Below are 3,083 nucleotides of genomic sequence, written 5' to 3'. Positions count from 1 at the left end.
CCTCAAAACATCGACGTGCAGTACGTTGCGGAAGTGATGCCTTTCCCTGGGCACGACAAGCATGTCATGGCAGCGCGCAACTGGCTGGCCCTGGAGTTGGACATGGGCTCGGCCGAGGGGTGCAAGTTATGGGCAACGTGGCGATGCGAAACCGAAATCAGCTTTTCGAATCACTTGCTCGCAGTCGCAGCCGTTGCATGAGTAAGGGTTATCCCTTATTCATGCTCCCATCCGGTGTTCCGCCCTAATCGTCGCCCGCGCTGCCCCCATTGCGCGCTTCCGACAGCGCGATCGTCAGGTGCATCACCTTCTTTTTCAGCTGGTCGCGTTCGTCCGTCAATCGCGCCAATACGCCGCGCAGGCGCGCCACCTCGGCGGGCAGGTCCGCGATGCTTTCGATCGGCACTTCGGGCGGGGCTTCCCGGGGCGGCGGCGCCTTGGCCTGGCGCACTTCGCGCGCCGCCTGCTGCAGCTCTTTCCTGCCACCGGCCACGGCGGCGGCCTGGCGTTCGACGGGCAAAGACGCCACGGCGGCCGCGGCGTTGATCGAAATCGCGCCCTCTTTCACGGCACGCACCAGTTCCGGCGCGGCGTCTTTCTGGATCTTTTCGATCTGCCCCAGCGTATTGCTGCTGATGCGCGCCGCACGCGCCAGCGCCTGGCGGCTGGGCACGGGGGGCGTCCAGGAGATGTTCGGCGGCAGGCGCGGCGCGCCATCGGCGCCCGGCGCAGCGGCGCCCCCCGCATCCTCGTCCCAAGGCGGCGAACCGTCGGACGATGCGGCGTCAGCCGACCCGGCATTGGGCGGCGCGCTGCCTTCGGGCGGCGTGCGCGCCAGCAGGATCTCTTTCTTGCGCAGCGCCAGCACGCCCCGCTGGAAGTCCGACACGCTGCGCCGGCCCAGATGGTTTTCGATCATCCACAGGTGCACGTCTTCCATCGACTTGAACGTGGTGTTCTGGCGGGTCTGGAATTCAATGCCGTGCTTCTGGCAGATGGCGTAGCGGTTGTGCCCGTCCACCAGCAGGTCGCCCCACAGTACCAGCGCGTCGCGGCAGCCCTCGGCCAGCAGGCTGCGTTCCAGCGCCTCGTGCTCGTCTTCGGTCAAGGGGTCAATATAGGCGCGCAGGCCCTCGTCAATCCTGATATCCATGATGTCCAAAAAGGTTACTCGCCCGGCGTTTCCACCGGCGACCCGCTACGTCAGCCCCTGGCCGCGCAACAAGTCCTGAATGGCCGCCAACCGCGCCACGGGGTCGGTCAGGCCCAGCAGCCGGGCCTTGTCGTCCGGCGGCAGCGGCAGCAGTTCGCACCAGCGGTCCGCCACCCAGGCGCAGTCGTCCAGCCGGTAAGGCGGCGCCAGCGGCATGCGGTCGGCAGGCACGCCGTCCTGCTGCCATTGCGCCACCAGCCGGCCCAGCGCATCGGCGCTGGCCTGCATGATCGCCGGCACAGGCGTGGGCGGGTCGTCGGCGATGGGCTCGGTCTGGCCCATCCAAAGACCGTATTTTGCCACCTCGCTGGAAAGCAGCCGGAATCGGCGGGTGCCGATGCAGCGCACCTGCAGCAACGCCGGCATCGGCGCGTCCCAAGACGCGATGCGGGCCATCGTGCCCACGGGGGCCAGCGTCTCGACGCCTTCCGGCGAACGGACTTCGCTGCCCGCCAGCAGGCCCACCACGCCGAACTCGCTGCCGTCCGCGATGCAGCGGCGGATCATATCCAGGTAGCGCACCTCGAAAATGCGCAGATGCAGCACGCCGGCGGGAAACAGCGCATTGGATAAGGGGAACAGCGGGATCAGCGCCATGGCAGTCTCCTACTTGACCTCGAACGCGGCGTCCACCGGCACCTGCATGGCCGTCACCATCGCATTGGTCTGTGCCGCCATGCCGATGACCGACAGCAGTTCAGCGTGCTGGCCGTCGGTCATGCCCTTCGCCTTGGCCGCCGCCGTGTGCGAATGTATGCAGTACGAACACCCGTTGGCCGTGGATACGGCGATGTAGATCATTTCGCGCACCAGCGGGGACAGTTCGCCTTCCGACATCATCACCTGCTTCAATTGCGCCCAGACGCGCTGCAGCTGCGGCGGGTCGTTGGCCAGCGCGCGCCAGAAGTTGTTCACGAAATCCGATTTGCGCGTGGCGCGGATGTCTTCGAACACCGCCCACGCCTCGGGGTTTTTGCGGACATCCTCGTCCGACAGTAATTTGACCGTGCTCATGCGCGGATTCCTTTACGTTGTTGAAGGCTCAGGCGCCGGATGTCACACATTGCGGCCATCGTACGGGATACGCGTCAGGGCATTGATGTCCACGCTTTCCAGGCATCGCGCATTCACCGCCGCGGTCTCTTCGCCCTTGGGGCTGACCCCGAAGCCAAACGGCGCGCAACCGCAATTGGCGCAAAAATGGTGTGCGATCACATGCTTGTTGAATTTGTACGTGGACAGGCTTTGCGTGGGCGACGTGATGCGCAGCTGCGCGCGCGGCACGAACCACAGCAAATAGCCTTTGCGGCTACAGTGGGAGCAGTTGCACTCCAGAACCTGCGACACGTCGCCATCGACTTCAAATCTGATCTGTCCGCAGTGGCAGCTACCTTGTTGCATGGCCGGGCTCCTTCAAGTATCACGGGTCGGGCCTTCCATCATAGATCGGCCACGGCTGCCCCGGCACCTGCCCGCCCAACCAGGAAGACTTCATGCCCCAACTCTCCGCCTACCTCAGCTTCGACGGCAACTGCGCCGACGCCCTGCACTTCTACGAGCGCGTGCTGGGCGGCCGGATCGAAGCCATGATCCGCTACGCCGACGCCCCGGCCGACGCCGCCATGCCCGCCCTGTCCGCCGAAGACGCCGAACGCATCATGTACGCGCGGCTGGCGCTGGACGAGCAGACCCTGATGGGCAGCGACGCCACGGCTGGGCACCCCTATCCCGGCAAGAAAGGCATGGCTTTATCGCTGGCCTACCCCACGGTGTCGGACGCGCAGCGCGTGTTCGAACAATTGTCCGACGGCGGCAACGTGACCATGCCGTTGCAGAAGACGTTCTGGGCCGAGGCGTATGGCGCCCTGGT

At 65.7% G+C, this 3,083-nt stretch carries 5 protein-coding genes and 1 pseudogene; 2 read left to right on the top strand and 4 right to left on the bottom strand.

All coding sequences use genetic code 11. The features are described 5' to 3' along the window. Nucleotides 1-201: pseudogene (locus ACO6D5_RS22630) on the top strand (alkaline phosphatase D family protein); the annotation flags it as partial. Nucleotides 202-244: 43 nt separating this feature from the next. On the opposite strand, the gene ACO6D5_RS22625 reads toward ACO6D5_RS22630, so the two are convergent. The 4 genes from ACO6D5_RS22625 to ACO6D5_RS22610 are packed head-to-tail and all read right to left on the bottom strand — an operon-like array spanning nucleotide 245 to nucleotide 2,614. Beyond that, entirely contained in the window at nucleotides 245-1,153 is a 909-nt protein-coding gene (locus ACO6D5_RS22625; protein ID WP_485826612.1) for a ParB N-terminal domain-containing protein, read from the bottom strand. A gap of 45 nt (nucleotides 1,154-1,198) precedes the next feature. Beyond that, the gene (locus tag ACO6D5_RS22620) at nucleotides 1,199-1,810 is read right to left on the bottom strand and encodes an LON peptidase substrate-binding domain-containing protein (RefSeq protein ID WP_485826611.1); all 612 of its coding nucleotides are present in this window, start codon (nucleotides 1,808-1,810) and stop codon (nucleotides 1,199-1,201) included. A 9-nt stretch (nucleotides 1,811-1,819) separates the two neighbouring features. Continuing rightward, a complete protein-coding gene (locus ACO6D5_RS22615) occupies nucleotides 1,820-2,227 on the bottom strand; it encodes a carboxymuconolactone decarboxylase family protein (RefSeq protein WP_315847367.1) in 408 nt (135 codons plus the stop codon). Nucleotides 2,228-2,269: 42 nt separating this feature from the next. Continuing rightward, on the bottom strand, nucleotides 2,270-2,614 hold the full coding sequence (locus ACO6D5_RS22610) for a GFA family protein (RefSeq protein WP_315847368.1): 345 nt from the start codon (nucleotides 2,612-2,614) through the stop codon (nucleotides 2,270-2,272). A 92-nt stretch (nucleotides 2,615-2,706) separates the two neighbouring features. On the opposite strand from ACO6D5_RS22610, the gene ACO6D5_RS22605 reads away from it, so the two are divergent. Further along, a partial coding sequence (locus ACO6D5_RS22605) for a VOC family protein (protein WP_485826610.1) occupies nucleotides 2,707-3,083 on the top strand: 377 nt, incomplete at its 3' end.

It is taken from the genome of Achromobacter sp., from assembly GCF_057314935.1.
This window is presented reverse-complemented; position numbering and strand designations above follow the sequence as displayed.